Here is a 26,078-nt window from a genome sequence, read left to right as displayed (position 1 = left end):
CTACAACAGGACGCTTGCGCGTTCCGGTACAACAGGAAAACGAGTCATGAACATTGCAAAAGGGTTGGCGGGCGCGGCGTTGTTGTTCGCCGCGGCACAAGGGGCACAAGCGGCGACGCTGGACATCGTGCGCCAGCGCGGGGCGGTCACCTGCGGCACCACCACGGGCTTTGCGGGGTTTTCCGCGCCCGACGCGCAGGGCAAGTGGCAGGGGCTGGACGTGGACCTGTGCCGCGCCATCGCCGCGGCCGTGTTCGGTGACGCCGACAAGATCAAGGTGGTGCCGCTGAATTCGCAGCAGCGCTTCACCGCGCTGCAGTCGGGCGAAGTCGATGTGCTGACCCGCAACACCACGGTGACGCAGCAGCGCGACACCGCGCTGGGCATCATCCACGCCGGCATCAACTTCTACGACGGCCAGGGTTTCCTGGTGCCCAAGTCGCTGGGCGTCAAGAGCGCCAAGGAAATCAACGGCGCGACCATCTGCCTGCAGACCGGCACCTCCAACGAGAACACGCTGGCCGACTGGGCGCGTGCCAACAAGGTTACCTACAAGCCGGTGGTGATCGAGACCTTCAATGAAGTGGTCAACGCCTTCGCCGCGGGCCGTTGCGACGTGTTCTCGACCGACGCCTCGGGCCTGGCCTCGATCCGCATCTCCAAGCTGCAGAAGCCTGACGACTACGTGGTGCTGCCCGAGATCATTTCGAAGGAGCCGCTGGGGCCGTTCGTGCGCCAGGGCGACGACGCCTGGCTGAACATCGTGCGCTGGTCGCTGTCGGCCATGATCGAGGCCGAAGAGTACGGGGTGACCTCCAAGAACGTCGACGAGCAGGTCAAGAGCGACAACCCCAACATCAAGCGCATCCTGGGCGTGACGCCCGGCGGCGGCGCGAACCTGGGGCTGGACGAGAAGTGGGCCTACAACATCGTCAAGCAGGTCGGCAACTACGGCGAGAGCTTCGAGCGCAACGTCGGACAGGGTAGCCCGCTGAAGATCAAGCGCGGCTTGAACGCGCAATGGACGCAAGGCGGCCTGATGTACGCGCTGCCGATCCGCTGACGAGGCGTACCGTCCGGCGCACTGGCCGGATCCCCAATGAAAAACCGATGCCGCGGCATCGGTTTTTCATTGGGCGCGCGTTGCGACAGGACCGTCAGCGGCGCCGGTACACCTGCGCGATCTGGGTGAAGGCGGCGCGCAGTTCGCGCGTGCCGCCCTGGAAGATCACCGGCCGGCCGCGGTGTGTGAACACCACCAGGCGCTTGGAAAATATCATCGGCACGAACCGCGCTTCGCGTACGTCTTCCCAGGCGACCTCGCGGCGCGAGAACCAGGTCTGGCGCAAGCCGCGCTCATCGATGGTGGTGATGGAGGTCTGCATGTGCCAGGACACGAACAGCAGGCCGATGAAGCACAGCCCCACCACCAGTGCCATCGAGCTTTCGAGCGGCTGGCCCGGCGCGCGAATGGCGGTCGTGACCACCTGCACGCCCAGCACCGCCAGGGTCACCCAGGTCAGAATGCGCACCCAGTCGGGCCACGCCTGCCCTGACAGGGGCAGCGGGCCGAGGGCGCGGAGCAGGGCGGCGTGTTCCTCGGGCGAGGGGGGCGGTACGAGGGGCGTCATGCGGCTGCGGAGTTCCGGTAGCGTTGCGGAAAGACTTGCGCCGGTTGACCCGGACGCTCACGCGAAACGCGCGCAGCCATTCTACGGCGTTTCGCGGTCAGGCTGCCCGCTTGGCGGCAATGGCGTTGCCAGCCCGGCTGGAGCCCTTGCGGTTGAGGTTGGCCGACATCCATTGGCCGATGTCCACCACCGCATCGAAGTCGACGCCAGTGTCGATGTCCAGCCCGCGCAGCATGTACAGCACGTCTTCGGTCGCGACATTGCCCGTCGCGCCCTTGGCGTAGGGGCAGCCACCCAGGCCGGCCACCGAGGCATGGAATATCGAGATGCCGGTCTCCAGTGAGGCCAGGATGTTGGCCAGCGCCTGGCCGTAGGTGTCGTGGAAGTGGCCCGAGACGCGCGCCGGGTCCACCACGCGGGTGACCGCGGCCATGACGTCGCGCACGCGTTGCGGCGTGCCCACGCCGATGGTGTCGGCCACGTCGATCTCGTCGACCTGCATGGCCAGGTAGCGCTGGGCTACATCGACCACGGATTCGATCGGCACTTCGCCCTGGTAGGGACAGCCCAGCGCGCAGCTGATGCTGCCGCGCACGCGGATGCCGGCCTCGCGGGCGGCATGCACCACCGGTTCGAAGCGCGCGATGGATTCGGCGATCGAGCAATTGATGTTCTTTTGCGAGAAGGCCTCGCTGGCCGCCCCGAAGATGACGATTTCGTCCGCGCCGGCGGCCAGCGCGCCCTCGAAGCCCTTCATGTTGGGCGTGAGCACCGAATAGATGGTGCCCGGGCGGCGCTGGATCCGCGCCATGACGTCGGCGCCGTCGGCCATCTGCGGCACCCACTTGGGCGACACGAACGAGGCCGCCTCGACATTGGGAAAGCCGGCGGCCGCGAGGCGGTCGATCAGTTCCACCTTGATGTCGGTGGGCACGAATTCCTTTTCATTCTGCAGGCCGTCGCGGGGCGAAACCTCGACGATCTTGACGCGTGTGGGCAATGCCATGTCTCTTCCTGTATCGGTATCGGGGGCGGCCGCGGCGGCGGCTCGGCGCCAACGCCAATATTAGCGCCATCGCATCCGGCCCCGCTCGCGCTCGGGCCGAGGGCGGTCCAGGCGCCGGCCGGCCCCTGGCGCGATCCCTTATTTCAGGCGCTGGAAGCGGCCGTCGTCCAGGCGCGCCACGCGCAGGGCCAGTTCCAGTTCCAGCAATTGCGCCTGCAGGTCGGCGGTATCCAGGCCACAGCGGGCCTGGATCGCATCCAGGTGCAACGGGTCGAAGCCCAGGGCGTCGAGAACCGGATGGGGGGCGGCTGCCTCAACCGCCGCGGCCGGGCGGGCGCCGGGTTGTGGGCCGCCGCCCAGTTCGTCGGTGATGTCGGCCGCGGTCTCCACCAGCTTGGCGCCCTGGCGGATCAGCGCATGGCACCCGCGCGACAGCGGCGAGTGGATCGAGCCGGGAATGGCGAACACCTCGCGCCCGCTTTCGCCCGCCAGCCGCGCGGTGATGAGAGAGCCGCTCTGTTTTGCGGCCTCGACCACCAGCACGCCGCGCGCCAGTCCGGCCACGATGCGGTTGCGCTTGGGAAAGTGCTGGGGCAGGGCGCCCGTCCCCATCGGCAATTCGGAGACCAGCGCGCCGTGCGCGGCGATGCGATGCGCCAGGTCGCGGTGCCGCGCGGGGTAGATGCGGTCGATGCCGGTGCCCATCACCGCGACCGTGCCGGCGCCTGCGGGGCCGGCGTCCAGGGCGCCTTCATGGGCCGCCGCGTCGATGCCCAGCGCCAGCCCGCTGACCACGCGCCAGCCGTTGCCGGCCAGGTGGCGAGCGAAGGCGCGGGCGTTTTCCTGGCCGCCGGGGGTTGCATTGCGGGCGCCCACGACGGCCAGCGATGGTCCCTGCAGATAGGCCGGGTCCCCATTCACGTAGAGCAGGATGGGCGGGTCGGCGATGGTGAGCAGGCTTTGCGGATAGGTGGGATCGGCCAGCGTCAGGATGTGGTGACCTTGCCCCTCGACCCACTGCAGCGCGTTGTCGACCTGTGCGGCCATGTCGACCGGCATGGGCGCGGCCAACTGGCGGGCCAGCGCGTCCGGCAGTTGGCGCGCCAGGGCCGAGGCGCGCTGTGCGTAGATCTGTTCCGGCAGGCCCAGCGCGCCAAGCAGCGTGCAGGCGGTGGCCGGGCCGATGCCGGGCTCCAGGGACAGGCGCAACCAGGCGGACAATTCAGCGGCGGTATGGGTGAGCGGCATGGCAAGGGCGCCGGCGGACGGGCGCGAAGGAAACGGGGGGGGCCGGCGCCCGGGCGCCGATCGTTCGAGAGTGTCGCATGGCGGCCACGGCAGCCCCGGCAGGCAGGACCGAATGATCCCGGCCGGACGGGGCTGTAAATCGGGGCCAGGCCGGTCCGGATAATCCTCGGGTTAGCCGAAAACTATTAGAAATCAAGAATCTAATGAATTAAACTGTTGGTCAGGCACTCTTACCGACGATTCCTTTTCAATGGCATTACTTCCTATTCTTCGCTACCCGGATCCGCGCTTGCACAAGAAGGCCAAGCCGGTCGCCGAGGTCGATGACCGCATCCGCCAACTGGTGCGCGACATGGCCGAAACCATGTACGACGCGCCGGGCGTCGGCCTGGCCGCGACGCAGGTCGACGTGCACGAACGCGTGGTCGTCATCGACGTCTCCGAAGAAAGCAACCAACTGCTGGTGCTGATCAATCCCGAGATCACCTGGCGCAGCGACGATTACAAAATCTACGAGGAAGGCTGCCTGTCGGTCCCTGGCATCTACGACGAAGTCGAGCGCGCTTCGCGCATCCGCTGCAAGGCGCTGGACATCGACGGCAAGCCGTTCGAGTTCGATGCCGACGGCCTGCTGGCCGTGTGCGTGCAGCACGAGCTCGACCACCTGGAGGGCAAGGTGTTCGTCGAATACCTGTCCAACCTGAAGCAGAACCGCATCAAGACCAAGCTGAAAAAGGCCGAGCGCGAAGCGCTGCGCGCCTGACGCCCGTTTCCTTCCTCCCGGTCCGCTCCCCATGCGCCTAGTTTTCGCCGGCACGCCGGAATTCGCCCGTATCGCCTTCGACGCCCTGCGGGCCGCCGGCCACGACATTCCGCTGGTCATGACCCAGCCCGACCGCCCGGCCGGGCGCGGGCTCAAATTGACACCGAGTCCCGTAAAGCAGGCCGCGCTCGACGCCGGCATCGAGGTCGCCCAGCCGCGCAGCCTGCGGCTCGATGGCCGCTATCCCGAGGAGGCTGCCGAGGCCCGCGCCCTGCTCGAGCGCATCGCGCCCGACGTGATGGTGGTCGCGGCCTATGGCCTGATCCTGCCGCAGTGGGTGCTGGACCTGCCGCGCCTGGGCTGCCTGAACATCCACGCCAGCCTGCTGCCGCGCTGGCGCGGCGCGGCGCCGATCCAGCGCGCCATCGAGGCGGGCGACGCCCGCACCGGCGTGACCATCATGCAGATGGACGCGGGCCTGGACACCGGCGACATGCTGCTGGAGCGGGTCGTGCCGATCGGGGCCGAGACCAATGCCGCGCAATTGCACGACGCGTTGGCGCTGGCCGGCGGCGAGGCGATCGTGGCGGCCTTGGCCGCGCTGTCCCGGGGCGGTTTGACGCCGACCCCGCAACCCGAGGACGGCGTGACCTACGCCGCCAAGTTGGACAAGGCCGAGGCCGCGCTCGATTGCAGCCAGCCCGCGGAACTGCTGGCGCGTCGCGTGCGCGCCTTCAACCCGGTGCCCGGCGCCAGCATCCGCCTGCCCGGCCTGGCCGATCCGGTGAAGGTGTGGCGCGCGCAGGCCCTGCCACAGTCCGCGGCGGCCGCGCCCGGCAGCGTGCTGCGCGCGCAGGCTGATGGCATCGACATTGCGACCGGCGAGGGCGTGTTGCGCTTGCTTGAGTTGCAGAAGGCCGGCGGCAAGCGCCAGCCGGTGGACGTGTTCGTGCGGGGCTGGCAGCCGGCCTGAGGCCGTTCGCCGTTGCCAGGGGCTGGCCGCCGTGGCGCAGGCGGCCTTTCTCAGGCGCGCTCGGCCAGCAGGTCGAGGTAGGCGCCCGACAACAACTGGTCCGGCGCGATCTGCAGGCTGGCGAGCAGCTCATGGGCCTCGGCCATGCCGGCCTCGACGCTTTCGCCGTCGCGCAGCACGACTTCCAGTTCCAGGAATTCCCCCAGTCCCTCGACCCGATCCAGGTGGATGCGGGTGCGGCCGGCCATGAATAGCAGGCGCTGCTTGCGCACGCGGCCGATCACGCCATAAGCCAGCCCCAGCGCGTCGCGCAGGGTATCGGGCGAGGCGGTCGGTGAAATGACGTAGAAGCTTTCCTTGGGGCCGGCCTCGTCGGCGCGGCGGTAGAAGATCAGTTCGCCCTTGCCATCGGCGAACACGCGCAGCTTGAGCCGGCCGTCAGGGCAGGCGAAGAAGGTGTCGTCCTGCGCGATGGCGACCGGAGCCTTGCCCGACAGCGCGGCGGCCAGCGATTCGAGGGCCGCCAGGCTGGCGACCCTTGCCTTGATTTCGACGTTGCGGGCCATGGGGGTGTCCTTGTCGGGGCGCGGCGTCAGGCCAGCGCGGCGGGCAATTCGGCGACCTGCATGAACAGCTCGTCGGGGCCGCGGTCGCGCAGCGCGTCGACGTGGTTGTAGCCCCAGGCCACCGATCCCACGCGCACGCCGGCCTTGCGGGCCGCGTCGATGTCGCGCATCTCGTCGCCCACCAGCAAGAAGCGTTCCGGCGGGGTGTCGTGGCGCTGCAGCAGGCGCTCGATCTTGGCGGCCTTGCCGAATAGGTCGGTGCCGCATTCGTAGTCGTCGAACAGCGCCGCGGTCTCCGGCCCGAGCACGCGCTGCACGTTTTCCAGCGAGTTCGAGCTGACCACCGCCAGCCGCAGCCCGCCCGCCTTCAGTCGGGCCAGCGCGTCCGGAACGCCATCGAACAGGCGCACGCTGGGATCGATCTCCTGCATCAGCGTGCGCACGTGCGCCATGATGGCGGGCAGTTTCCACAGCGGGATGCCCAGAAACTTCAGGATCTCGCCTGCGTCGCGGTGGCGCAACTGGTCGCGCTCGGCGGCGTCGATCTTGCGAAAGCCGTACTTGTCGGCCACCGTGTTGAGGATGGAATTGAACCAGGGCATGGTGTCTGCCAGGGTTCCGTCGAAATCAAAAGCTGCGATGTCGTATTTCAAGAAAAAATCCGATGCCGATCTACATGGGGTGAAGCAGATACTGCACCACCGGCGCCAGGTCTTCAAGCGGCGGGGCGCCGGCGACGACGCGCTGGGCGTTGGTCCAGGGATAGTCCAGCGCGAGCAGCCAGCCGAACACCGCGTCGGTGGCGGCCGGGGGCAGCGTCACCATGGTCTCGATGGTAATGGTCAGGTGAGTCGCGCGGTATGGCTCCGGCTGGAAGGTCCAGGCGTAGCGGCCACAGCCCACGCGCACGTTGCCGGTGGCCTTCTCTGTCATGCCGACGATCCAGTCACAGGAATAGTCGGACAGGCGCGCATCGGCCTCAGGCCGCGCCAGGTAGAAGGTGTAGACGTTGTCGTAGGTCTGGCCGAACTTGCGCACCAAGGTGTCGGTGATCGCGGCCAGGCCGTGGGATTCGGGCGGAAACGCGATGGCCTGCGTGCGCAGCGCCATCTTCAGCACCGCCTGCGGCGCGAAGGCGCGCGCCATGTAGTGTGGGCGGTTTTCGTCCTTGGCGTGGAAGTAATCGCGCAATACGGACTCGGTGCTGGCGGGGAACGACGAACCGTTGGACATTGCGGGGCTTTCCTTGGAGCGGGTTAGGGGGCGCGATGCTCGGGCTTGACGGGCTCGAACCACTTGGAGACGTTGGGCGGCTCGTAAATGGCGTAGCGGTCCAGCAGCGTCGCCGGATCGCTTTCCACCACCAGCATGTCGCGGTGCTGCGGGCGCATGAAGGCTTCGTCGACGGCATGGTCGACGAACTGCATCAGCGCGTCGTAATAGCCGGCGATATTGAGCAGGCCGCAGGGCTTGCTGTGCATGCTGAGCTGGGCCCAGGTCCAGACCTCGAAGAACTCTTCCAGCGTGCCGGCGCCGCCGGGCAGCGCGATGAAGCCGTCGGCCTTCTCCATCATCATGGCCTTGCGCTCGTGCATGCTCTGCACCAGGTGCAGCTCGGTCAGGCCGCGATGGGCCTGTTCCTTTTTCTGCAGCAGTTCCGGGATCACGCCGATCACGCGGCCGCCGCCGGCCAGCACCTCGTTGGCGATGACGCCCATGATGCCGACGACCGAGCCGCCGTAGACCAGGCCGAGGTCGCGCTTGACCAGTTCACGGGCCAGCACGCGGGCCTGCTCCAGGTATTCGGGGCGCGCGCCGGGATTGGAGCCGCAATACACGCAGATGTTCTTCAGGGTCATATGAAGCTACTTGTTGTCGGGCCCGTTACAGATTGCGTCACGGGCCGTCCGGGAAGCCGATAGTTTACGAGAAGCGCCGGGCGGGTTTTTAGCCGGCGCACGAAAGCCGGATCCGGCGCCATGGGCAATGTTTGGACACAGCATCTTTTCGTACGCCCGGTAGACTGGGTTGTTCGGAACGACTGGAAGTCCAGCGTCGTATTGCCAACCCCACAAGGAGCTAACGATATGGAAAACACGACCCGTAACCAAGACAAGGCGAGCCGCCCCTTCGACATGGATGTGAAGGCGATCCGCGCCAAGGCGCGCCAGGATATCGAGTCCGGCGCCGTCACCGACACTTACCGTGCCGACCGCCAGACCGTGCTCAAGCTGCTGAACGAGGCGCTGGCCACCGAGATCGTCTGTGTGCTGCGCTACAAGCGCCACTTCTTCATGGCCCGCGGCCTGAACGCCGAGCCGGTGGCCGCGGAATTCGCGGAGCACGCCGCTCAGGAACAGGATCACGCCGACAAACTGGCCGAGCGTATCGTGCAACTGGGCGGCGAGCCCAACCTGTCGCCCAAGGGCCTGCTCGAGCGTAGCCATTCCGAGTACGTCGAGGGCTCCTCGCTCGAGGAGATGATCAAGGAAAACCTGATCGCCGAGCGTATTGCCATCGACAGCTACCGGCAGATGATCGAGTACATCGGCGAGCAGGATTCGACCACCCGTCGCCTGCTGGAGGAAATCCTGGCGGTCGAGGAAGAGCACGCCGACGATCTGTCTGATTTCCTGGCCAAGCATTAAGGCCCGTCAGCGGTCGATGGCGCACCGTGGGGCGGCGGTGCGCCATGGGGCTGCGCGTCCCGCCCGGGTTGTTCAACCCTGGCGCGCGGCAGCCGCGTCGTGGCGGCGCGCCGCCGCATCCAATTGGGCATGGTGGCTTTCGGCCCATCGATCCAGCGCCACCAGCGCCACATTCAGCGACTTCCCCAGTTCGGTCAGGTGATAGCGCACATGCGGCGGCACCGTGCGCATGTCCTCGCGCAGGACCAGTCCGTGGCGTTCCAGTTCGCGCAGTGTCTGCGTCATCATCTTCTGCGAGATTCCGTCGAGCTTGCGCAGCAGCTCATTGTTGCGCAGCGGGCCATGCGCGAGCGCGGGCAGCACCAGCGGTACCCATTTGCCGGAGATCAGTTCGAGCGCGCGGCGCGATGGACAGGCGGCGTCGAAGACGTCGCCCGCGGAAGCGGGAGAGACTGCCATGGGGTGCCCTTCATGGTTACCAATAGGTGCGTACTTGTGCCTGGGTAACTATAGGCCCTAAGCTGGCCGCATTCCAATAACGAAGGGAGGCCGGGATGGCCTGGTGGATCCTGTTGGCCGCGAGCGCGGTGGAAATCGTGATGGCGCTGGCGTTGAAGTACGCGGACGGCTGGACGCGGTTCTGGCCCAGCGCCATCGGCATCGCCGCGGCGCTGGGCAGTATCTTCCTGCTGACGCTGGCGATGCGGCACCTGCCCGCGGGCACCGCTTACGCCGTGTGGACCGGCATCGGGTCCGTGGGCATCACGCTGCTGGGTATCCTGCTGTTCGGCGATTCGCCGTCCGTCGCGCGCCTGGCGTGCATTGCGTTGATCGTGGGCGGCGTGGCGGGCCTGAAACTGCTGGAGGCCTGAACCGGGCCGCGGGCCTTTCGCGCCGGCGGCCGATGCCGCCGGCCTCATGACGCTCAGACCGTGTCGGCCCAGAGGTCGTACTCGTCGGAGTCGGTGACGCGGGCGCGCACCAGGTCGCCGGCCTTGAGCTTGCGGTCCGAGCTGACGTAGACGCAACCGTCGATTTCCGGCGCGTCGCCAGCGCTACGGCCCACGGCGCCGTCTTCGTCCACTTCGTCGATCAGTACGTCGATCTCGCGGCCGACCTTGCGCGCCAGGCGCGCGGTGGAAATCGACTGCTGCAGTTCCATGAAGCGTTCCCAGCGTTCCTGCTTGACCTCGTCCGGCACGGGATTGTCGAGCAGGTTGGCGGGCGCGCCTTCCACCGGCGAATACTGGAAACAGCCGACGCGGTCGAGCTGGGCTTCCTGCATCCAGTCCAGAAGGTACTGGAAGTCTTCCTCGGTCTCGCCGGGGAAGCCGACGATGAAGGTCGAGCGGATGGTCAGGTCGGGGCAGATATCGCGCCACTGCTTGATGCGCGCCAGCGTCTTGTCCTCGAACGCCGGACGCTTCATGGCCTTGAGGATGCGCGGGCTGGCGTGCTGGAACGGAATGTCCAGGTAGGGCAGGATCTTGCCCTCGGCCATCAGCGGAATCACTTCGTCGACGTGCGGATACGGATACACGTAATGCAGGCGCGTCCAGACGCCCATCTCGGACAAGGCCGTACAGAGCTCGGTCATGCGGGTGCGCACGGGCCGGCCGTTCCAGAAGCCGCTGCGGTACTTGACGTCGACGCCGTAGGCGCTGGTGTCCTGCGAAATCACCAGCAGTTCCTTGACGCCGGCCTTGACCAGGCGCTCGGCCTCGCTGAGCACGTCTCCCACCGGACGGCTTACCAGGTCGCCGCGCATCGACGGGATGATGCAGAAGCTGCAGCGGTGATTGCAGCCTTCCGAGATCTTCAGGTAGGCGTAGTGGCGCGGGGTCAGCTTGACGCCCTGCGGCGGCACCAGGTCCAGGTAGGGGTTGTGGTCCTTTTTGGGCGGCGCGGCGTCATGCACGGCGCGCACCACTTCCTCGTATTGCTGCGGGCCGGTCACGGCCAGCACGCTGGGGTGCACGTTGCGGATCACCGATTCCTCGACGCCCATGCAGCCGGTGACGATGACCTTGCCGTTCTCGGCGAGCGCTTCGCCGATGGCTTCCAGCGACTCCGCCTTGGCGCTGTCGATGAAGCCACAGGTGTTGACCACCACGACGTCGGCGTCGTTGTACTCGGGCGTGACTTGGTACCCTTCGGTGCGCAGTTGGGTCAGGATGCGTTCGGAGTCGACCAGGGCTTTGGGACAGCCCAGGCTGACGAAGCCGACTTTGGGGGAAGACATGGAATACCTCGGTGGGCGCGAGCCGGCGCCAGTGATCAAATACTGCGCAATTCTAGCGCGGCAGGGCGGGGGGCCGTTATTTTAGCGGGTTGCCGGGGGCGATTCCCGGCTGGTGTGCGTCCCTAATATCCGGGCAGGGCGACGTCGGGCGTCAGGCGCCGCTGCGGCGGTACAGCGCCAGGGTGCCGGCCAGCCCGATCATGAGCGAGCCACAGACCCGGTTCAGCCAGCGCAGGCCCGAGCCGCGAAAGGCCCGCACCAGTTGCGCGCCCAGGGTGGCGTAGGCCAGCATGGTCAGGATGTTCATCAGCGCCAGCACCGCAGCCACGGTGGCGTATTGCGGCAGCAGGGGCGCCTGGGTATTGATGAACTGCGGCAGGAAGGCGGACATGAACAGCAATGCCTTCGGGTTGGTCAGCGCCACCACGAAGCTGCGCAGGCCCAGCTTGAGGCCCACCGGCCGGGCGGCGCCGGGTTCGGCGGCCGGCAGCACCAGCGCGGCGTCCGAGCGCAGCATCTTCCAGCCGAGATAGGCCAGGTAGGCGGCGCCCGCCCACTTGATGACATGGAAGGCGACCTCGGAAGCGGCCAGCACCACGCCCAGGCCGGAAGCCACCGCGCCCACCAGGATGAAATCCGCCATTACCGCGCCGCCCATGCCCCAGCAGGCGGTGCGCACGCCGTGGCGCGAGCCGTTGCTCATGGCGAGCAGGACGGTCGGGCCGGGCGTCACGATGGCGACGGCCGAGGCCAGGATGAACAGCAGCAGCGTGGCGGTGGACATGGCGGGCTCCGAGGCAGGCGGCCAGTGTGACGCGCCCGGCGCGGTTCGTCCAGCGCTCCCCGCGAGGCCGTCGACGGGGCGGCAGCCCGCGCCGGGCTACCATAGCGGTCTTGTCCTTTGATTTGCTGCCATGTCCACGCGTTCCGATACCCCCCATCTGGCTCCCCCGCTTTCCGCCGTTTTGCTTGCCAGCGCGCGCGTGGTGGAGGACGTCCTGGAAGGCCGCTCGATGACCGATGCCCTGGCCGACGTCGATGGCGCCCTGCGCCCCGCGGCGCAGGCGGTGTCGTTCCACGCGATGCGCTACCTGGGCTGGGCCGATGCGGTCGGCCGCGAACTGGTGCAGCGCTATCCCAATGTGCTGTTCGAATCGCTGCTGCTGGTCTCGCTGACGCTGCTCAAGGCCGAGGGCGAGGCCGCTGCCGGCCTGCCGGGCATGCCGGTCTACGCGCCCCACACCGTGGTGGACCAGGCCGTCACGGCCGCGTCCTCGACCCGTTCCCTCGGGGCGTTCAAGGGCCTGCTCAATGCCTGCCTGCGCCGTTTCCTGCGTGAGCGGGCGGCGCTGGAGGCCGCCGTGGCCGACAGCCCCGAGGCCGAATGGAACCATCCGGGCTGGTGGGTCAAGCAATTGCGCGTGGCCTATCCGCAGCAGTGGCAGGAGATCCTGCGGGCGGCCAACGTGCCGGCGCCGCTGACCCTGCGCGTCAACCGCCGCCGCGCCAGCCGCGAGCAGGTCCTGGCCGCGTTCCAGGACGCGGGCCTGGCCGCCGACACGGTGGGCCAGGCCGGCCTGGTGCTGGCCACGCCGCGGCCGGTGGCTCAACTGCCCGGTTTCGCCGAAGGGTGGTGGTCGGTGCAGGACGCCGGCGCCCAGTTGGCCGCCGAGCTGCTGGCGCCGCAGGACGGCATGCGGGTGCTGGATGCCTGCGCCGCGCCGGGCGGCAAGACCGCCCACCTGCTGGAGCTGGCCGACATCGACCTGCTCGCCCTGGACGCCGACGCCGACCGCCTGACGCGGGTCGGCCAGAACCTGGACCGCCTCGGCCTGGCGGGCGAGCATGTGCGGCTGCAGGCCGCCGACGCCGCCGACCTGGACGCCTGGTGGGATGGCAAGCCCTTCGACGCGGTGCTGGCGGACGTGCCGTGCACCGCCTCGGGCATCGTGCGGCGTCATCCCGACATCCGCTGGCTGCGCCGCGAGAACGATGTGCGCCGCACCGCCACGCTGCAGGCGCGCATCCTGGACGCGCTCTGGCGCACGGTCGCGCCCGGCGGCCGCCTGCTGTACGTGACCTGCTCGATCTTCCCGATCGAGGGCACGCGCCAGGCGCTCGAGTTCCTGCAGCGCCACCCCGAGGCCCGGCGCCTGGACGCGCCCGGCCAATTGCTGCCAGTTGCGGTCGATGCAACACCCGCGGCGCAACGCGATGGATTTTTCTACGCCTTGTTTGCCAAGCAGTCCTGAATCGCCAAGAATAGGGGGCATGACGGGGTTTCGGTGTCGTATGTCCATCATTTCACGGTTATTTCTGGGGTTATTGTTCGCAACTGCCGCGCTGTCGTTGGCGCCGGCCGGTCAGGCACACGGGTCCGAACCGAAGGTGGTGCGCGTCGAACCGGTCGTGCGTGGCGACAAGCTTGAAATCGACGCCGACATCGAGTTCGAACTGAACCAGCAACTGCGTGACGCCGCCCAGCGTGGCGTACCCCTGTACTTCACTGCCGACCTGACCATCACGCGCGAGCGTTGGTGGTGGTTCAACAAGTCCCTGGTCGACACCTCCCGCACCTGGCGCGTGATCTACAACGCGCTGACGCGCCAGTGGCGTGCCGGGGTCGGCGAGCTGTCCTTCCCGGTGGCGTCGCTGGACGACGCAATGAGCGTCATCCGCCATGTGCGCAACTGGCAGGTGGCCGATGCCGACGATTTCGACGAGGGCGTGGTCTATGGCGGCCAGTTGCGGCTGCGGCTGGACACGTCGCTGCTGCCCCGGCCGTTCCAGGTCAATGCCCTGAACAGCAGCTCCTGGGTCCAGGGCACGCCGTGGACCGATTTCTCGTTCTCGCTGGGTGACAAGGAGAAAGACCCCTCATGAGGCTGTTGCTTCGGCTGGCCCTGATGGTCGGCGCGGTGAGCGGCCTGGCGTTGCTGGGCCTGCTGGCATGGTCCACGGGCAATGCCTCGCGTTTTGCCCGCTATTACGACACGCTGCTGGTTCTCAACGGCATCTTCGCGCTGGCGCTGTTCGTCTGGGTGGTGGCCCTGACGGTGCGGCTGGCGCGGCAGATCCGGCGCCGGCAGTTCGGCGCCAGGCTGACCGCCCGCTTCTCTTTGGCCTTCGCCCTGATCGGCGTGGTCCCCGGCGCCCTGATCTACACAGTCTCGGTGCAGTTCATGTCGCGCTCGATCGAGTCCTGGTTCAACGTACGGGTCGACACCGCGCTGGAGGCCGGCCTGAACCTGGGCCGCGCCGCGCTCGACTCGCTGCTGGCCGACCTGGACGCGCGGGCCCGCTCGATGGCGGCCGAGCTGAACCGCAATTCCGATACCGGCGTGACGCTGGCCCTGACCCGGCTGCGCGAAGCCAACGGCGTGCAGGAAGCCATGGTCTTCACCGGCAGCGGCCGCATGGTGGCGTTCTCCACCAGCCAGTATGGCCAGTTGCTGCCGGCCATGCCGCCGTCGACGGTCATGAACCAACTTCGGCTGTCGCGCGGCTATTCGGCCGCCGAGGCCGATGACCCGGTCAAGCCCGGCACCGACGGCGGGCTGCACCTGCGCGTGGTGATCCCGCTGACCGGGCCCGACCGCTACGACAACCTGCTGGGCGCCGCCTCCGAGCCGCGCTGGCTGCAACTGCTGCAGCCGGTGCCCGAGCAGATCGCGCACAACGCCAACCTGGTGCAGCAGGGTTTTCGCGACTACCAGGAACTCGCCCTGTCGCGGCTCGGCCTGCGCAAACTGTATGGCATCACGCTGACCCTGGCGCTGCTGCTGGCCGCGTTCGGCGCCATCGCCGTGGCGTTGTCGCTGTCCAAGCGGCTGGTGCGGCCATTGCTCAGCCTGGCGGGCGGCACCCAGGCGGTGGGCGTGGGCGACTACCGGCCGCTGCCCGAGCCGCCCGAGCGCGACGAGGTCGGCCAGTTGACCCGCTCGTTCAATGCCATGACGCGCCAGCTCGACGAGGCCCGCCGCATGGTCGAGAGCAACCGCCAGCAGCTCGAGCGGTCCAACGTCTATCTGGAAAGCGTGCTGTCGAACCTGTCCTCGGGCGTGCTGGTGTTCGACGAGTCCTTCCGCGTCACCACCGTCAACCAGGGCGCCCAGACCATCCTGCAGGCCGACCTGCGCTCGGTGATCGGGCGGCCGCTGGAAACCGTCGATGGCATGCTCGAATTCGCGAACGTCGTGCGGCAGGCTTTTTCCACCCACGCCGCCGTGGGCTCCGAACGGCAGCACTGGCAGCAGCAGTTCGAAATCGCGCCCAAGCAGGGCGACACGCCCAACGGGCCCCAGGCCCTGACGCTGCTGGCGCGCGGCACCCACCTGCGGGTGGACGGCCGCGGCAACGGCTACCTGGTCGTGTTCGACGATATTACCGAGGTGATATCGGCCAACCGCACCGTCGCCTGGGGCGAAGTGGCGCGCCGCCTGGCCCACGAGATCAAGAACCCTCTGACGCCGATCCAACTCTCCGCCGAGCGCCTGGCGATGAAGCTGGAAGGCAAGCTGCCGCCGGCCGAGGCCCAGATCGTCGAGCGCTCCACCAACACCATCGTCAACCAGGTGGCCTCGCTCAAGCAGATGGTGGATGATTTCCGCGAATACGCCCGCACGCCGCCGGCGGTGATGCAGCGTATCGACTTCAACGCGCTGGTGGCGGATGTGCTGTCCCTGTATGGCTGGGAGCCGGACGGCGCCGCTTCGGTGCGTTCGGCCTCCGGCAAGGCGCTGAACCTGGACGTCAGCCTGGGCGCGGACCTGCCCGCCATCGAGGGCGATCCGACCCAGTTGCGCCAGGTGATCCATAACCTGCTGTCCAATGCCCGCGACGCCATCGCCGAGAAGGGAGGGGAAGGCCGGGTCAGCGTCACGACCCAACTGATGCGCAGCGAGCAGCCCGACCGCGCCGACCAGCAGGCCCTGCGTTTCACGGTCGCCGACACCGGCCCGGGTTTCCCGCCGCAGGTCATGCAGCGCGCTTTCGAGCCCTACGTAACCACCAAGTCCCACGGGACTGGGTTAGGATTGGCAATCGTACGCAAGATCGTGGAAGAGCATGGCGGGCGGATCGACCTTGCGAATCGCAAGGAAGGAGGCGCGCGGATTTCCATCTTGTTGACCCGGCTCGCTCCCGGGGCCGATACTATGGACGCGACCGCGCAAGAAAAGGATAATGCGGCTACGCAATAGGTGGATGCTTTATGGCCAGAATTCTGGTGGTTGACGACGAAGTCGGTATTCGCGAGCTTTTGTCGGAAATCCTTTACGACGAAGGGCACACGGTCGAGTTGGCCGAAAACGCGGCGCAAGCGCGCGCCGCGCGCCTTCGCACGCGTCCCGATCTGGTGCTGCTGGACATCTGGATGCCGGACACCGATGGCGTCAGCCTGCTCAAGGAATGGGGCTCGCAGGGCCTGCTGGACATGCCGGTCATCATGATGAGTGGTCACGCCACCATCGACACGGCGGTCGAGGCCACCCGCATCGGCGCCATGGATTTCCTCGAAAAGCCGATTACGCTGCAACGCCTGCTCAAGACCGTGGCCGCCGGCCTGGCCCGCGGTCGCGTGCCGCATCCGGCGCCCGTGACGGCGCCCACGACCGCCAGCGCCACCGTGGCGCTCGAGGACGAACTCGATCCGCCGACGCTGTCGTTGGCCCCCGCGAATGAAGTTCCGGTCACCGCCAACGGCCAGTTGGGCAGCATCTCGCTGGACCAGCCGCTGCGCGAGGCGCGCGACGAGTTCGAGCGCATCTATTTTGAATACCATCTGGTCCGCGAAAGCCACAGCATGACCCGCGTGTCCGAACGCACCGGCCTCGAGCGCACCCACCTCTACCGCAAGCTCAAGCAGTTGGGCATCGAGTCGGCGCGCAAACGGGGCGCATGAAGATCCTGATCATCGGCGCTGGTCGCGTAGGCACCAGCGTGGCGGAAAACCTGGTGTCCGAGCAGAACGACATCACGGTGATCGATTCGGACTCTTCCCAGTTGCAATACCTGCAGGAACACTTCGACCTGCGCGTCGTCCATGGCGACGGCTCGCAGGTGTCGGTGCTGGAAGGCGCCGGCGCCGCGGACACCGACCTGCTGATCGCCTGCGCCGCGTCCGACGCGGCCAACATGGTGGCCTGCAAGATCGCCCGTCAGCTTTTCAACATCCCTCGCCGCATCGCCCGTATCCGTTCTGGCGAATTTTCCGAACATCCCGAACTGATGAGCGAAGACGGCTTCTGCATCGACGCCATCATCAGTCCCGAGCGCAGCGTCACCACCTACCTGCACAGCCTGATCGAGTTCCCCGAGGCGCTGCAGGTAGTGGAATTCGCCGAAGGGCGGGTCAGCGTCGTGACGGTCCGCGTCGGTCACGGCAGCCCCATGGCGCACCATCCCGTCGACAAGCTGCGCGAGGTCTGGCCCGACGTCACGGCGCGGGTGATCGACGTGCTGCGCGGCGGCCGCCCGTTGCGGGCGGGGTCGGGCACCGTGATCGCCCCGGGCGACGAGGTGGTGCTGGTGGTGGACACGCGCCACGCGCGCCGCGCCGTGCGGCAACTGCGCGAAGCCGAAAAGGCCGTGCGCCGCGTGATGATCGCCGGCGGCGGCAACATCGGCCTGCGGCTGGCGCGCGCGCTGGCCGAGGAAAACTACAGCGTGCGCATCATCGAGCGCGACCTCAAGCGCTGCGAATACCTGGCCACGCAGTTGCCCGACAGCGTGCTGGTGCTGCACGGCAGCGGCACCGACGAGGCCCTGCTGGAACGCGAGAACATCGAGGACATGGACACCTGGCTGGCGCTGACCAGCGACGACGAGGACAACATCATGTCGTCGCTGCTGGCCAAGCGGCTGGGCGCGCGCAAGGTGATCGCGCTGATCAACCGCCAGGCCTATGGCGAACTGATGCAGGGCAGCCATATCGACATCGCGGTGTCGCCGTCGCAGGCCACCATGAGCGAGCTGCTGCGCCATGTGCGGCGCGGCGACGTGGCGGCGGTGCACCGGTTGCGCCAGGGCGTGGCCGAGGCGCTGGAGGCCATCGCCCACGGCGACCGCTCCAATTCCAAGGTGGTGGGCCGCAAGGTGGGCGAGATCAGCCTGCCCAAGGGCGCCAGCATCGGCGCGCTGGTGCGCGAGGACGAGATCATCCTGCCTGACGCGGATACCGTGATCGAGACCGACGATCACGTCATCGTCTTCGTGCCCTCGCGCAAGCAGATGCCGCGCGTGGAAAAACTGTTCCAAGTCTCGGCGTCGTTCTTCTGATGAGCCCGCGCGTCCCGCTTTCCGACGGACCGGCGACGGCCGGGGAGGCCGCATGAAGCGGGTCCTGGCGACGCTGCACATCCTGGGCCTGACGATGGTGATGTTCGCCCTCACCATGCTGATCCCGCTGGGAGTGGCCTACATCGGCGGCGACGCCGCGCGCGATGCCTTCCTGCACGGCTTCCTGATTTCGGTCGGTATCGGCGTGGCGCTGGCGGCGCTGACGCGGCGGGCCCGCAGCGAGCTGCGCGCCCGTGACGGCTTTGTGCTGGTGTCGGCGGTATGGGCCGGCCTGCCGCTGCTGGCGGCGATCCCGCTGTTGATCTACTTCCACCGTGCCGGCCTGCCGCTATCGTTCACCGGGGCTTATTTCGAGGCCATGTCCGGGCTGACGACCACCGGCGCCACCGTGCTGACCAATCTGGACGCGCTGCCCGCCTCGATCAACCTGTGGCGCGCCACCCTTATCTGGATCGGCGGCATGGGAATCCTGGTTCTGGCAGTGGCGATCCTGCCGCTGCTGGGCGTCGGCGGCCACCAGGTGGTGCGGGCCGAGACCCCGGGGCCGATGAAGGACGAGCGCCTGACCCCCCGCATCGCCAGCACCGCCAAGGCGCTGTACGCGGTGTATTTCGCGTTCTCGATCCTGTGCTTCCTGGCTTACCGCGCGGTCGGCCTGTCGTGGTTCGAGGCCTGGTGCCACATGGCCACCACCATGGGCCTGGGCGGCTTTTCCACCTGGGACGACGGCTTTGCCCATTTCGATTCGGTAGCGGTGGAAATGGTGGCCATGGTGTTCATGTTGATCGCCGGCATCAACTTCGCCACCCATTTCAACGCTTTCCGCCAGCGTAGTCCGCGCGCTTATCTGCGTTGTCCGGAAGCCATTCCGTACCTGGTGGTGGTGCTGGGGGTGGGCCTGGTGATCTCGGTGTTCCTGTACGTCAAGGGCGTCTACCAGGAGCCGCTGCAGGCTCTGCGCTACGGGATGTTCAACACGATCTCGATGGCCACCACCACGGGCTACGCCAATACCGATTTCGCCCAGTGGCCGCTGTTCGCGCCCTTGACCATGCTGCTGCTGTCGGGCTTCGCCACCTCGGCTGGTTCGACGGGGGGCGGGATCAAGATGATCCGGGCCATCCTGCTGATCAAGCAGGCGCGCAATGAACTTGTCACAATGTTGCATCCGCATGCGGTCAGCCCGGTACGGATCAACGGCCGCGCCGTCGAGGCCCGCACCATGTCGTCGGTGCTGGCGTTCATGCTTTTCTACGGTCTGTCCATCGCTGTCTTCACCAGCCTGCTGCTGCTGTCGGGGCTGGACCCGATCACGGCGTTCTCGGCCGTCTTCGCCAGCGTCAACAACACCGGCCCCGGCCTGGGACCGGTCGGACCCATGGGAAATTTCGCGGTGCTGTCGGATTTCCAGATCTGGGTCTGCACCTTCGCCATGCTGATCGGCCGCCTGGAGCTGCTGACCGTGCTGGTGCTGTTCACGCCGATTTTCTGGCGCAAGTAGGCGGCCTCGCCCGTGCGCGGCACAGCCCGAATTTCCGGCCTCCCGTCGCCGCGGCGCGTCCCCGTCGGGATAGGTCTGTTTTTATAAGGGATAACCCTTTATAGGGTTATCCTATCCCCTCTGGAAACCCGCACCCAGCCTGCGCTTGCAGGCTTCCCGGGCCGGCGAGCCGCGCCACCATTACGTTGTGAGCGCTCGCTCACTTTGTTCTAGAGAGCAAAACCGAATGCATCGTGATGTTGCACACAAATGTCACGATTTTCAATCGTTTTGCCACAAACATGCGGCTATTATGCGTTCACAAGCCGCCGTCTAGCGCCCCCCGGGAAGTTGCCGGGCTTCAAGGTCGAACGGCGCATCCCCTCATCAAACATCCGAAGGAGTCCGAGATGGAACAGATCCCGTTCATTTCGTCGGCCCCCAACACCCTGGGCATCGAACTCGAGCTGCAACTGATCGACCCCCGCAGTTTTGACCTGACCGCAGCCTCCGACGAACTGCTGGCCCAAATGGCCAACCATCCCATTGCCGATCGCGTGAAACCCGAAATCACGCGGTCCATGATCGAACTGAATTCCTCGGTGCACGAGCACCCCATGGGCCTGCTGGCGGAAATGCGCGAAATGCGCGATGCCCTGGTCGAAGCGGCTGACGCCGTGGGCGTCTCGGTAGCCGGTGGCGGCGCCCACCCGTTCATGCGCTGGCAGGAACGCTCCATCTCGGATACGCCCCGCTTCCAGTACCTGGCGGAAATGTATGGTTACCTGGCGCGTCAGTTTACGGTGTTTGGCCAGCACATCCACCTGGGCGTGAAAAACGGCGACGAAGCCATCAAGCTGCTGCGTCGCCTGTCGCCCTATGTCCCGCACTTTATCGCGCTGTCGGCCTCCTCGCCGTATTGCGAGGGCGTCGATACACTGTTTTCGTGCTCGCGCCTGAACGCGGTCAACAGCTTCCCGCTGGCCGGTCACATGCCGGCCGAGGTCAAGGACTGGTACCAGTTCGAGGCCCACCTGGCGCAACTTCGCGCCTATGGCCTGGCCGAGAGCATCAAGGACCTGTACTGGGACATCCGTCCCAAGCCCGAATTCGGCACGGTCGAAATCCGCGTCTGCGATACGCCGTTGACCGTGGAGCGCGCCTGCCAGATAGCGGCCTTCGCCCAGGCGCTGTCGGTGCTGTTGATGCGCGAAGAAGATCCCAGCGACAAGGCCTGGCTGTCCTACCGCAGCAACCACTTCCAGGCCTGCCGTTTCGGCCTGCAGGGCAGCTATGTGACGCCGGATGGCGAGCGCCTGCGCTTGATGGACCACCTGCGGGCGCTGTTCCAGCGGCTGATGCCGGTGGCCGAAGAACTGGGGACCGGCGACATGATCGCATCGCTGCGCGACGAAGCCATGCGCAGCGGCAACGATTCGCGCTGGCTGCGCAGCCAGTTCCATCGTTTGCGCGATCTGCCGCTGGTGGTGGAATCGATGTCGCAAGCCTGGCGCGGTGAGGTCGCCCAGGCGGCGCCGGCCGAGCCGACCGCGGTGTTGCGGCGGCGAATCCGCGCCACGTCCGAGCCGATGCAGCCCCTCTCGACGGCGGAGCCGGGAGTGACCGCGCCACTGCCCGAACGCCTGCACTAGGCCTGTCCGGGCGTCTTGTTTCAGGGCGTGCCGCGCTGGCGGCCGCCGATGGCGCTGACCGAAAGCCGGGTCTCGCCTGCAGTGCCGCGGTGGGCGGCGGCGCGCCAGGCGTGGCCGTAGGCGACTTCGATGCTCAGCGCGATGACGCCGTCCGGGCGGCGCTGGGCTTCCAACGCATCGCACAGGCGCGCCCGCCAGTCTCGCCCGACCAGGCCGCCGCGCCGACCGGCGGCGGGGTTGCCGCCCAGGGCGCGCACGTCCTGCAGCAGCTTTTCCGGCGTGCGGTACGTCAACGTCAGGATTTCCTGGTCCATGACCGGATCGGCGAAGCCGTTTTCCACCAGCAGATCGCCAAAATCATGCATGTCGACGAAGGCCGGGGTGGCGGTGCGCAGTCCGGCGTCGTCCAGCGCCTGGCGCAATTCGCGCAGCGTCGCCGGCCCCAGACAGGAGAACATCGCCAGCCCGCCGACCTTGAGAATGCGGCGCCACTCGGCCAGCACGGCATGCGGCTCGCGGTGCCAGTGCAGGGCCAGGTTGGACCACACCAGTTCCTGCGATTCAGGCGCCAGACCGGTGGCGGCCAGATCGGCATTGATGAAGGCATTGGTCGGCCCGCGTCGCGCCAGTTTGCCTATCCAGGCCGACAGGCCGGCCGGGGCGTGGCGCTTGCGGGCGATCTCCAGCAGCGGGTCGCAGTTATCCAGGCCGGTGTAGGCGGCTTCGGCATAGCGTTCGCGCAGCAGCGCCAGGTTGTCGCCGGCGCCGCAGCCGGCGTCGAGCATGGCCTGCGGCTGCACGCGGATGTACTGCAGCCGGCCCAGCATGCGGCGGGCGACTTCGCCGTACAGGAACTGGGCGTCCGAAAGATCGCCGCGGCGGGCGAATTGGCGCGGCACGTCGGCGGCGACGAGCGGGAGCGAGGGCGGGGTGGCAGGTGCGGGCAGGGACATTTCGGTCGCGCCCGGGCGCGGCGCCGCGGGCGGATCATGATTTCATGGGGGATGGCTCACATTATTGCCCATCCCGGCCGCGGCGGCCGATTGTCCCTACAGGCCATGGGGCGGGGGTTGCTGGCCCGGGTGCCCTGCGACTGTCCGCTGTGCGGGGGGCGGGTCGGCGGCGCCCGCCTGTGTGAGGGCTGCGAAACCGATCTGGCCGAAGCGTCGTTGGCGCCGCGCTGCCCGCGTTGCGCCCAGAGGCTGGCGGCGGATGCGCTGCATTGCGCCGACTGCCTGGCGCGGCCGCCAGCCTTCATCGGCACGGTCGCCGCCTTCGACTACGAGCCGCCCGCCGAGGTGCTGATCCGGCAGCTCAAGACCCAACTGCGGCTCAGCGCGGCGCCGGTCCTGGCGCGGCTGCTGGCGCATGCGGTGTGGTCCGAACCCCCGCCGCGGGCCTTGCTGCTGGTGCCGGTGCCGTCCAGTCGCGCATCGCTGCGCCGGCGCGGCATGAATCCGGCGGCCGAGATCGCCCGCAGCCTGGCGGCGCAACTGGGCTGGCCGCTGCTGCGCGGGGCGTTGCGGCGGCGGCGCGAAACGCCCAGGCAGACGGCCCTGGGGCGCCAGGCCAGGCTGAGCGGCGCCCGGGGCGTGTTCGATTGCGCGCGCGATCTGGCCGGCCGCCATGTCGGCTTGGTGGATGACGTCATGACCACGGGCAGCACCGCCGATGCGGCCGCGCGCGCCTTGCTGGCCGCGGGCGCGGCCAGCGTGACGGTGCTGGTGGTGGCGCGCACGCCGCGCCGGCCCTGATGTCCGGGCGGGGAGGGGGCGGCGGGGGCGGCCCCTCATGCGGCCTCGCGCGCCGGGGCGGCCGTCCAAATCGGCGACAATCGCTCCTGCGCGGCCCTGGCCGGCCGCCCGTCATTCAACGTCTTTCCGTCCGTTCATCATGTTCCACGTCATCCTCGTATGCCCCGAGATTCCGCCCAACACCGGCAATGCCATCCGTCTGTGCGCCAATACAGGCGCGCAATTGCACCTGGTGCGTCCGCTCGGTTTCGAGCTGGACGATGCCCGCATGCGGCGGGCGGGGCTGGACTATCACGAGTGGCAGCCGGTGCGCGTGCATGACACGCTGCAGGAGGCGCTGGCGGATACAGGGGCGACGGCTTCCCACCTCTATGCATTGACCACGCATGCCCAGCGCAGCGTGGGGGATGTGCGATTCGAGGCGGGGGACGTGTTCGTATTCGGACGGGAGAGCGCCGGTTTGTCGGAGGAGCATCACGCGATGTTCGCGCCGCAGCAGCGGTTGCGGCTGCCGATGCGGGCGGGGCAGCGGAGTTTGAATTTGTCCAACGCGGTGGCGGTGACGGTTTTCGAGGCTTGGCGGCAGTTGGGATATGAAGGGGGCGTCTGATCGCCCCTGGCGGATGCCTGCGCGCGGGGCGCCAAAGGCCGCCCGCGCGGCCGCCTTCGGCGCTGGGGGGCGGCGTCAGTCGAGCGACAGGTTCAGCTTCTGGATGACCTGATCCCAACGAGCCTTTTCGTTCTGGATGCGGACGGTCAGGGCCTCGGGGGTGGAGGCGGCGGGGGTGAAGTATTGCAGGGCCATCTGCTTGCGGACCGTGTCGCTGTTGATGATGCGGTTAAGTTCGCTGTTCAGGCGCTCGATGACGGGCGTCGGCGTTTCCGCGGGGGCCAGGATGGCGTTCCACGAGATGGCTTCGAAGTCGGGGTAGCCCTGCGAGGCCATGGTGGGCACGCCGGGCAGGGTATCGCTGGGCTGCAGGCTGGTGACGGCGAGGATCTTGACCTTGCCGTCGCGGGTCTGCGGCACCGCGATGGCGGGGACCATGAAGCCGGCCTGGATGTCGCCGCCGATGATGGCGCTGATGACCTGCGGGAAGCCGGCGTACGGGATATGCGCCATGTCGATGCCGGCGCGTTCCTTGAACATTTCCATGGCCAGGTGGGCCGAGCTGCCGGGGCCGACGGAGCCATAGTTCAGCGAGCTGCCGTGCTCCTTCACCATGCGCACGAAGTCCTGCACGGAATTGACGTTCTTCAGGTTGCCAGGCACGGTCAGCACATTGGGGCTGGTGCCCACCAGCGTCACGGGCGCCAGATCTTGCAGCGGGTCGTAGCCCAGCGTCTTCTTGTAGAGCGTGGGGGCGGTGACCAGCGGGCCGTTGATCGTGTAGAGCAGGGTGTAGCCGTCGGGTTTGGCCTGCGCGACGATGCGGGTGCCGATGTTGCCGCCGGCGCCGGTCTTGTTGTCGATGACGATGGGCTGTCCCAGCGCTTGTCCCAGCGGCTCGGCGATGGTCCGCGCCAGGATGTCAGGCGACGAGCCGGGCGGGAACGGCACCACCATGTGGATGGGGCGGTCCGGCCAGTCGGCGTGGGCGGCGGCGGGCAGGATGGCCGCCAGGCTCAGGCAGAGGCCGCGCAGCAGGGGGCCGACCCGGAACTTGCGGGTTTGCGTCATGAAGGATGTCTCCTGGGAGTCGTGCGTCGTGTTGTTATGAGGACGAGGGGGTGGGGGCCGGCTGCATCGGCGATGTCAGCCCGCGTTGCCGTGTTCGTCGCGGGCGTCGCGCGCCAGCAGGGTGGACACGGCCGTCATGGGCGAGACGCCGTCGAACAGTACGGCGCACACGGCTTCGGTGATGGGCAGTTCGACGCCGACGGCGCGGGCGCGTTCCAGCGCGGCGCGCGCGCAGCGCACGCCTTCGGCGGTGATGCCGCTGGCCAGGACGTCGGCCAGCTTGCGGCCCGCGCCGATTTCCAGGCCGACGCGGCGGTTGCGCGACAGTTCGCCGGTGGCGGTCAGGACCAGGTCGCCCAGGCCGGTCAGGCCGGCGAAGGTCTCGGCTTGCGCGCCCAGCGCGACGCCGAAGCGCGTCATCTCGGCCAGGCCGCGGGTAATCAGCGCGGCGCGGGCATTGGTGCCCAGCGCCAGGCCGTCGCCGATGCCGCAGGCCACGGCGATGACGTTCTTGAGGGCGCCGCCCACTTCCACCCCGACCAGGTCGCCGCTGGCGTAGACGCGCAGCGCGGCGCCGTGCAGGGCCCGGGTGGTGGCGGCGCGCAGGGAGGCGTTGTCGCTGGCGACGGTCAGCGCCACGGGCAGGCCCTGGGCGACTTCGCGGGCGAAGGACGGGCCCGACAGGACGCCGCCGACGGCTCCGGGCAGGGCCTGGCGCACGATTTCGTGGGGCAGTCTGGCCGTGTCGGCTTCAAAGCCTTTGCAGGTCCAGACGATGGGGGTGTCTTGCAGGCCCAGGGCGGGCAGGCGACGCGAGAGTTCGGCGCAGGTGGCGGCGAGGCCGGCCACGGGAACGCCTAGAATGATCAGCCCCGTCGCGCCGTCCTGTTGCAGGCTGCGCAGCGTGGCGTCGAGATCGGAGGTAATCGTCAGCGCCTGGGGCAGGGCGATGCCAGGCAGGTAGCGCGCATTTTCGTGGCGGGCGGCCATGTCGGCGGCCTGCGCCGGATCGCGCGCCCAGAGTACGGTGGGGTGGCGGCGGCTCGCGGCCGCCGCCAGCGCGGTGCCCCAACTGCCCGCGCCCAGGACGGCGACGCGCAGGCTGGGCGGAGTGGGCTGGTTCATGGGGCGCCGC

Annotated in this window: 27 protein-coding genes; 14 read left to right on the top strand and 13 right to left on the bottom strand. The window is 68.0% G+C overall.

The features are described 5' to 3' along the window. Nucleotides 1-46 precede the first annotated feature (46 nt). A complete protein-coding gene (locus ACUDCK_RS27050) occupies nucleotides 47-1,063 on the top strand; it encodes an amino acid ABC transporter substrate-binding protein (RefSeq protein WP_064524026.1) in 1,017 nt (338 codons plus the stop codon). Between the two features lie 94 nt (nucleotides 1,064-1,157). Here the strand turns inward: ACUDCK_RS27050 and ACUDCK_RS27045 are convergent, their stop codons facing one another. From ACUDCK_RS27045 to dprA, 3 genes are all read right to left on the bottom strand, one after another. Next, on the bottom strand, nucleotides 1,158-1,631 hold the full coding sequence (locus ACUDCK_RS27045) for a hypothetical protein (protein ID WP_175166976.1): 474 nt from the start codon (nucleotides 1,629-1,631) through the stop codon (nucleotides 1,158-1,160). A gap of 97 nt (nucleotides 1,632-1,728) precedes the next feature. Beyond that, on the bottom strand, nucleotides 1,729-2,637 hold the full coding sequence (locus ACUDCK_RS27040) for a hydroxymethylglutaryl-CoA lyase (protein WP_054500418.1): 909 nt from the start codon (nucleotides 2,635-2,637) through the stop codon (nucleotides 1,729-1,731). A 138-nt stretch (nucleotides 2,638-2,775) separates the two neighbouring features. Next, nucleotides 2,776-3,885, bottom strand: a complete 1,110-nt coding sequence (gene dprA, locus ACUDCK_RS27035; RefSeq protein ID WP_064524028.1) for a DNA-processing protein DprA — start codon at nucleotides 3,883-3,885, stop codon at nucleotides 2,776-2,778. A 250-nt stretch (nucleotides 3,886-4,135) separates the two neighbouring features. Here dprA and def point away from each other — a divergent pair, with 250 nt between their 5' ends. Together def and fmt are read left to right on the top strand one after the other, a co-directional pair. Continuing rightward, nucleotides 4,136-4,648 carry a peptide deformylase gene (def, locus tag ACUDCK_RS27030; RefSeq protein WP_006389914.1) on the top strand — a complete coding sequence of 171 codons (513 nt, stop codon included), beginning with the start codon at nucleotides 4,136-4,138 and terminating at the stop codon, nucleotides 4,646-4,648. Between the two features lie 31 nt (nucleotides 4,649-4,679). Next, nucleotides 4,680-5,621 (top strand): methionyl-tRNA formyltransferase, encoded by a 942-nt coding sequence (gene fmt, locus ACUDCK_RS27025; protein WP_175166977.1) that lies wholly within the window; start codon nucleotides 4,680-4,682, stop codon nucleotides 5,619-5,621. A 50-nt stretch (nucleotides 5,622-5,671) separates the two neighbouring features. On the opposite strand, the gene ACUDCK_RS27020 is transcribed toward fmt, so the two are convergent. Genes ACUDCK_RS27020 through ACUDCK_RS27005 form a run of 4 tightly spaced genes read right to left on the bottom strand, consistent with a single transcriptional unit; the run spans nucleotide 5,672 to nucleotide 8,046 of the window. Then, nucleotides 5,672-6,187, bottom strand: coding sequence for a class IV adenylate cyclase (locus tag ACUDCK_RS27020; protein WP_054500421.1), 516 nt, complete (start codon nucleotides 6,185-6,187; stop codon nucleotides 5,672-5,674). Nucleotides 6,188-6,213: 26 nt separating this feature from the next. Then, on the bottom strand, nucleotides 6,214-6,840 hold the full coding sequence (locus ACUDCK_RS27015) for an HAD hydrolase-like protein (protein ID WP_054500422.1): 627 nt from the start codon (nucleotides 6,838-6,840) through the stop codon (nucleotides 6,214-6,216). Between the two features lie 19 nt (nucleotides 6,841-6,859). Beyond that, nucleotides 6,860-7,420 carry a hypothetical protein gene (locus tag ACUDCK_RS27010; RefSeq protein WP_064524030.1) on the bottom strand — a complete coding sequence of 187 codons (561 nt, stop codon included), beginning with the start codon at nucleotides 7,418-7,420 and terminating at the stop codon, nucleotides 6,860-6,862. Between the two features lie 23 nt (nucleotides 7,421-7,443). Further along, a complete protein-coding gene (locus ACUDCK_RS27005; RefSeq protein WP_054500424.1) occupies nucleotides 7,444-8,046 on the bottom strand; it encodes an LOG family protein in 603 nt (200 codons plus the stop codon). A 228-nt stretch (nucleotides 8,047-8,274) separates the two neighbouring features. Between ACUDCK_RS27005 and ACUDCK_RS27000 the strand changes: the two genes are divergently transcribed. Beyond that, a complete protein-coding gene (locus ACUDCK_RS27000; RefSeq protein ID WP_054500425.1) occupies nucleotides 8,275-8,835 on the top strand; it encodes a ferritin-like domain-containing protein in 561 nt (186 codons plus the stop codon). A 72-nt stretch (nucleotides 8,836-8,907) separates the two neighbouring features. On the opposite strand, the gene ACUDCK_RS26995 is transcribed toward ACUDCK_RS27000, so the two are convergent. Continuing rightward, entirely contained in the window at nucleotides 8,908-9,294 is a 387-nt protein-coding gene (locus tag ACUDCK_RS26995) for a winged helix-turn-helix transcriptional regulator (protein ID WP_054500426.1), read from the bottom strand. A 95-nt stretch (nucleotides 9,295-9,389) separates the two neighbouring features. On the opposite strand from ACUDCK_RS26995, the gene ACUDCK_RS26990 reads away from it, so the two are divergent. Continuing rightward, nucleotides 9,390-9,707, top strand: coding sequence for a DMT family transporter (locus ACUDCK_RS26990; protein WP_054500427.1), 318 nt, complete (start codon nucleotides 9,390-9,392; stop codon nucleotides 9,705-9,707). Between the two features lie 53 nt (nucleotides 9,708-9,760). On the opposite strand, the gene rimO is transcribed toward ACUDCK_RS26990, so the two are convergent. Together rimO and ACUDCK_RS26980 are read right to left on the bottom strand one after the other, a co-directional pair. Beyond that, complete coding sequence (gene rimO, locus ACUDCK_RS26985; protein WP_175166978.1) at nucleotides 9,761-11,077, bottom strand: 30S ribosomal protein S12 methylthiotransferase RimO; 1,317 nt, start codon at nucleotides 11,075-11,077, stop codon at nucleotides 9,761-9,763. 151 nt (nucleotides 11,078-11,228) lie between these two features. Next, nucleotides 11,229-11,861, bottom strand: coding sequence for a LysE family translocator (locus tag ACUDCK_RS26980; protein WP_054500429.1), 633 nt, complete (start codon nucleotides 11,859-11,861; stop codon nucleotides 11,229-11,231). A gap of 130 nt (nucleotides 11,862-11,991) precedes the next feature. Here ACUDCK_RS26980 and rsmB point away from each other — a divergent pair, with 130 nt between their 5' ends. The 7 genes from rsmB to ACUDCK_RS26945 all read left to right on the top strand — a co-directional run bounded on the left by rsmB (nucleotide 11,992) and on the right by ACUDCK_RS26945 (nucleotide 21,508). Beyond that, complete coding sequence (gene rsmB / locus ACUDCK_RS26975) at nucleotides 11,992-13,329, top strand: 16S rRNA (cytosine(967)-C(5))-methyltransferase RsmB (protein WP_054500430.1); 1,338 nt, start codon at nucleotides 11,992-11,994, stop codon at nucleotides 13,327-13,329. 40 nt (nucleotides 13,330-13,369) lie between these two features. Next, complete coding sequence (locus ACUDCK_RS26970) at nucleotides 13,370-13,960, top strand: DUF4390 domain-containing protein (RefSeq protein ID WP_116792223.1); 591 nt, start codon at nucleotides 13,370-13,372, stop codon at nucleotides 13,958-13,960. Next, entirely contained in the window at nucleotides 13,957-16,278 is a 2,322-nt protein-coding gene (locus ACUDCK_RS26965; RefSeq protein ID WP_054500432.1) for a sensor histidine kinase, read from the top strand. The genes ACUDCK_RS26970 and ACUDCK_RS26965 overlap by 4 nt, the downstream gene beginning before the upstream one ends. Before the next feature lie 11 nt (nucleotides 16,279-16,289). Beyond that, a complete protein-coding gene (locus tag ACUDCK_RS26960) occupies nucleotides 16,290-16,979 on the top strand; it encodes a response regulator (RefSeq protein WP_054500433.1) in 690 nt (229 codons plus the stop codon). Then, nucleotides 16,976-18,355 carry a Trk system potassium transporter TrkA gene (gene trkA / locus ACUDCK_RS26955; RefSeq protein ID WP_054500434.1) on the top strand — a complete coding sequence of 460 codons (1,380 nt, stop codon included), beginning with the start codon at nucleotides 16,976-16,978 and terminating at the stop codon, nucleotides 18,353-18,355. The genes ACUDCK_RS26960 and trkA overlap by 4 nt, the downstream gene beginning before the upstream one ends. Nucleotides 18,356-18,407: 52 nt before the next feature. Beyond that, nucleotides 18,408-19,877 (top strand): TrkH family potassium uptake protein, encoded by a 1,470-nt coding sequence (locus ACUDCK_RS26950; RefSeq protein ID WP_054500435.1) that lies wholly within the window; start codon nucleotides 18,408-18,410, stop codon nucleotides 19,875-19,877. A gap of 389 nt (nucleotides 19,878-20,266) precedes the next feature. Further along, on the top strand, nucleotides 20,267-21,508 hold the full coding sequence (locus tag ACUDCK_RS26945; RefSeq protein WP_054500436.1) for a YbdK family carboxylate-amine ligase: 1,242 nt from the start codon (nucleotides 20,267-20,269) through the stop codon (nucleotides 21,506-21,508). Between the two features lie 20 nt (nucleotides 21,509-21,528). Here ACUDCK_RS26945 and ACUDCK_RS26940 read toward each other — a convergent pair whose 3' ends face one another. After that, nucleotides 21,529-22,461, bottom strand: a complete 933-nt coding sequence (locus ACUDCK_RS26940; RefSeq protein ID WP_175166980.1) for a methyltransferase domain-containing protein — start codon at nucleotides 22,459-22,461, stop codon at nucleotides 21,529-21,531. A gap of 51 nt (nucleotides 22,462-22,512) precedes the next feature. Between ACUDCK_RS26940 and ACUDCK_RS26935 the strand changes: the two genes are divergently transcribed. Then, nucleotides 22,513-23,262, top strand: a complete 750-nt coding sequence (locus ACUDCK_RS26935; RefSeq protein WP_367648729.1) for a ComF family protein — start codon at nucleotides 22,513-22,515, stop codon at nucleotides 23,260-23,262. A 139-nt stretch (nucleotides 23,263-23,401) separates the two neighbouring features. After that, nucleotides 23,402-23,872 carry a tRNA (cytidine(34)-2'-O)-methyltransferase gene (locus ACUDCK_RS26930; RefSeq protein ID WP_054500438.1) on the top strand — a complete coding sequence of 157 codons (471 nt, stop codon included), beginning with the start codon at nucleotides 23,402-23,404 and terminating at the stop codon, nucleotides 23,870-23,872. Between the two features lie 75 nt (nucleotides 23,873-23,947). On the opposite strand, the gene ACUDCK_RS26925 is transcribed toward ACUDCK_RS26930, so the two are convergent. After that, nucleotides 23,948-24,943 carry a Bug family tripartite tricarboxylate transporter substrate binding protein gene (locus tag ACUDCK_RS26925; protein WP_064524037.1) on the bottom strand — a complete coding sequence of 332 codons (996 nt, stop codon included), beginning with the start codon at nucleotides 24,941-24,943 and terminating at the stop codon, nucleotides 23,948-23,950. 75 nt (nucleotides 24,944-25,018) lie between these two features. Beyond that, nucleotides 25,019-26,068, bottom strand: a complete 1,050-nt coding sequence (locus ACUDCK_RS26920) for an NAD(P)H-dependent glycerol-3-phosphate dehydrogenase (RefSeq protein WP_064524038.1) — start codon at nucleotides 26,066-26,068, stop codon at nucleotides 25,019-25,021. Between the last annotated feature and the right edge of the window lie 10 nt (nucleotides 26,069-26,078).

The organism is Achromobacter sp. CF-sbj1-Ac2-l (assembly GCF_052698165.1).
The sequence above is the reverse complement of the archived record's forward strand: the minus strand, read 5'-3'. Positions and strand labels throughout refer to the sequence as shown.

Bases quoted from the DNA above. Each gene is read 5' to 3' on its own strand.
- def (WP_006389914.1), top strand. From the start codon at position 4,136: ATGGCATTACTTCCTATTCTTCGCTACCCGGATCCGCGCTTGCACAAG.
- ACUDCK_RS26965 (WP_054500432.1), top strand. From the start codon at position 13,957: ATGAGGCTGTTGCTTCGGCTGGCCCTGATGGTCGGCGCGGTGAGCGGC.
- ACUDCK_RS27040 (WP_054500418.1), bottom strand. From the start codon at position 2,637: ATGGCATTGCCCACACGCGTCAAGATCGTCGAGGTTTCGCCCCGCGAC.
- ACUDCK_RS26930 (WP_054500438.1), top strand. From the start codon at position 23,402: ATGTTCCACGTCATCCTCGTATGCCCCGAGATTCCGCCCAACACCGGC.
- ACUDCK_RS26980 (WP_054500429.1), bottom strand. From the start codon at position 11,861: ATGTCCACCGCCACGCTGCTGCTGTTCATCCTGGCCTCGGCCGTCGCC.
- ACUDCK_RS26940 (WP_175166980.1), bottom strand. From the start codon at position 22,461: ATGTCCCTGCCCGCACCTGCCACCCCGCCCTCGCTCCCGCTCGTCGCC.
- ACUDCK_RS27010 (WP_064524030.1), bottom strand. From the start codon at position 7,420: ATGTCCAACGGTTCGTCGTTCCCCGCCAGCACCGAGTCCGTATTGCGC.
- ACUDCK_RS26970 (WP_116792223.1), top strand. From the start codon at position 13,370: ATGTCCATCATTTCACGGTTATTTCTGGGGTTATTGTTCGCAACTGCC.
- trkA (WP_054500434.1), top strand. From the start codon at position 16,976: ATGAAGATCCTGATCATCGGCGCTGGTCGCGTAGGCACCAGCGTGGCG.
- fmt (WP_175166977.1), top strand. From the start codon at position 4,680: ATGCGCCTAGTTTTCGCCGGCACGCCGGAATTCGCCCGTATCGCCTTC.
- rimO (WP_175166978.1), bottom strand. From the start codon at position 11,077: ATGTCTTCCCCCAAAGTCGGCTTCGTCAGCCTGGGCTGTCCCAAAGCC.
- ACUDCK_RS26960 (WP_054500433.1), top strand. From the start codon at position 16,290: ATGGCCAGAATTCTGGTGGTTGACGACGAAGTCGGTATTCGCGAGCTT.
- ACUDCK_RS26995 (WP_054500426.1), bottom strand. From the start codon at position 9,294: ATGGCAGTCTCTCCCGCTTCCGCGGGCGACGTCTTCGACGCCGCCTGT.
- ACUDCK_RS27005 (WP_054500424.1), bottom strand. From the start codon at position 8,046: ATGACCCTGAAGAACATCTGCGTGTATTGCGGCTCCAATCCCGGCGCG.
- ACUDCK_RS26990 (WP_054500427.1), top strand. From the start codon at position 9,390: ATGGCCTGGTGGATCCTGTTGGCCGCGAGCGCGGTGGAAATCGTGATG.
- ACUDCK_RS27050 (WP_064524026.1), top strand. From the start codon at position 47: ATGAACATTGCAAAAGGGTTGGCGGGCGCGGCGTTGTTGTTCGCCGCG.
- ACUDCK_RS27000 (WP_054500425.1), top strand. From the start codon at position 8,275: ATGGAAAACACGACCCGTAACCAAGACAAGGCGAGCCGCCCCTTCGAC.
- ACUDCK_RS27020 (WP_054500421.1), bottom strand. From the start codon at position 6,187: ATGGCCCGCAACGTCGAAATCAAGGCAAGGGTCGCCAGCCTGGCGGCC.
- ACUDCK_RS26950 (WP_054500435.1), top strand. From the start codon at position 18,408: ATGAAGCGGGTCCTGGCGACGCTGCACATCCTGGGCCTGACGATGGTG.
- ACUDCK_RS26935 (WP_367648729.1), top strand. From the start codon at position 22,513: ATGGCTCACATTATTGCCCATCCCGGCCGCGGCGGCCGATTGTCCCTA.
- rsmB (WP_054500430.1), top strand. From the start codon at position 11,992: ATGTCCACGCGTTCCGATACCCCCCATCTGGCTCCCCCGCTTTCCGCC.
- ACUDCK_RS26945 (WP_054500436.1), top strand. From the start codon at position 20,267: ATGGAACAGATCCCGTTCATTTCGTCGGCCCCCAACACCCTGGGCATC.
- ACUDCK_RS27045 (WP_175166976.1), bottom strand. From the start codon at position 1,631: ATGACGCCCCTCGTACCGCCCCCCTCGCCCGAGGAACACGCCGCCCTG.
- ACUDCK_RS26920 (WP_064524038.1), bottom strand. From the start codon at position 26,068: ATGAACCAGCCCACTCCGCCCAGCCTGCGCGTCGCCGTCCTGGGCGCG.
- ACUDCK_RS26925 (WP_064524037.1), bottom strand. From the start codon at position 24,943: ATGACGCAAACCCGCAAGTTCCGGGTCGGCCCCCTGCTGCGCGGCCTC.
- dprA (WP_064524028.1), bottom strand. From the start codon at position 3,885: ATGCCGCTCACCCATACCGCCGCTGAATTGTCCGCCTGGTTGCGCCTG.